The sequence below is a fragment of the Microcoleus sp. S28C3 genome (genome assembly GCF_036700785.1).
Taxonomy (GTDB): domain Bacteria; phylum Cyanobacteriota; class Cyanobacteriia; order Cyanobacteriales; family Microcoleaceae; genus Microcoleus; species Microcoleus asticus.
In genome coordinates, this window is record NZ_JAUBPO010000275.1 from 1 (window position 1) to 1,432 (window position 1,432).

1 protein-coding gene and 1 pseudogene are annotated in these 1,432 nt (G+C 42.5%); one reads left to right on the forward strand and one right to left on the reverse strand.

Annotation, left to right across the window (positions count from 1 at the left end; translation table 11 throughout):
• Positions 1 to 324: 324 nt before the first annotated feature.
• The gene (locus tag QUA13_RS32410) at positions 325 to 1,104 is read left to right on the forward strand and encodes a DUF6816 family protein (RefSeq protein ID WP_333205188.1); all 780 of its coding nucleotides are present in this window, start codon (positions 325 to 327) and stop codon (positions 1,102 to 1,104) included.
• Position 1,105: 1 nt separating this feature from the next.
• On the opposite strand, the pseudogene QUA13_RS32415 reads toward QUA13_RS32410, so the two are convergent.
• Positions 1,106 to 1,432, reverse strand: a pseudogene (locus QUA13_RS32415) (hypothetical protein); the annotation flags it as partial.

Genomic DNA, 1,432 nt, shown 5'->3' on the forward strand with positions numbered 1-1,432 from the left:
GCTGCAATGAATGATGAATACATGATGCTTCTTCTCAAATCCTTTTGTCAAGACTGATTGAGATGCTCTTACCCTGGCTTTTTTAACTTGAAATTGCATATTGGGGGCGGGATATGCTGCCCGACCCCTACTCCCCACAACAATAAAATTGATTTTTGTGTAATAGGCATCCTGCCTATTTCTGAGAAGGGCATAAAATATGATGTTTAACTCATTTGTTGTCTAATTTTTGAATTAATGAACCGCAGAGGGCGCAGAGAACGCAGAGAAGAGAGAAAGAAAAGAAAGAGAGACAGAAGGTTAGTTGTTTGTATGTAATTGGGTATGAAGGTAATTTGGAGTTTTTGTTTGGTTTTGCTGGTGTTGCTGTGGGGTGGCGGTGCGAGAGCGGGGGTTTTGGGCGATCGCCTATCCAGTTTTCCAAATTGGGAAAGCAAGCCTCCTATCGCTGTCGCTAAGGGAGATTTGGTATATCCCGACTGGATGGCCGGCAATTGGAATGTGGCCAGCACTTTGGTGGATTTAGCCGCTCCTTTAGCCCCAAATATTGTGACGCCTGGGTTTGAAAGCAACCGCCAGTATTTGCAGCAGCCAGTATTATTTAAAGTGCGATTTCAACCTGAAAAAAATATTTTTTTTGGTTATAATTATACATCTAAAAATGCTAAAAAGATTGTAGCCGATCGCACTTTTAACGGTTTGAATATTGCCAAGGCTTATTTAGGCGATGGTGGCGTACTTTCGGTGAAAGTCGATCCGACCAATCCCAACCGCCAAATTACTGTTTTGAAAGGGGAACGCCAATTAATTTCGATTGTTACCAGTCGGGGAACTGAGACGCCGAATCCTCGCGAGTTCGTGTCTACAGAGATTTCTCAGCAGGTGTTTCGCGGAGAGTCTGATATTTATTTAAACGAGGTGGAAACAACAACGGCTTATCGAGTTGTTGGAGGCGGAGAAAATGGCGATTCTGCGAGTAAAAGAATTGAGGCGGATCAGGTGACAGCGATTTATTTGTCGCCGCAAGACCCGGATTATTTTGCTGCGGGCGGGCATCCTGTGGCTTTGTACCGATATCGCTTGGAGTTGTTACCGGGAGAATAAGCTAAGAAGAAGGACAAAAATTATTGAGATAGTTATAGAGTTCGCGAAATAACGGACATTTTTTTTTAACTTCATTCGGATCGATTTCTCTCAAGAGTAAAGGTGTATGGGTTCCTTTAGAAAAGCGTGCTTTATCGCGATCTACTTCATCTTGAACACTTGAATCAATTAAAGTTTGTGAGAGTTTTTCTCTACAGCAATCTCTTTTAGCGGGACTTAAACATAAAATACGATAAAAATAGGTTATAATCCTTACATAGCAAGCATATAACGTTAAAAAATGACCCATGAAAGAGACAACCCCTGCCGCGATGCCCCCCTGCTTCGA

Excerpts from the sequence above, each read along its gene's own strand:
- QUA13_RS32410 (WP_333205188.1), top strand. The coding sequence starts at position 325 with ATGAAGGTAATTTGGAGTTTTTGTTTGGTTTTGCTGGTGTTGCTGTGG.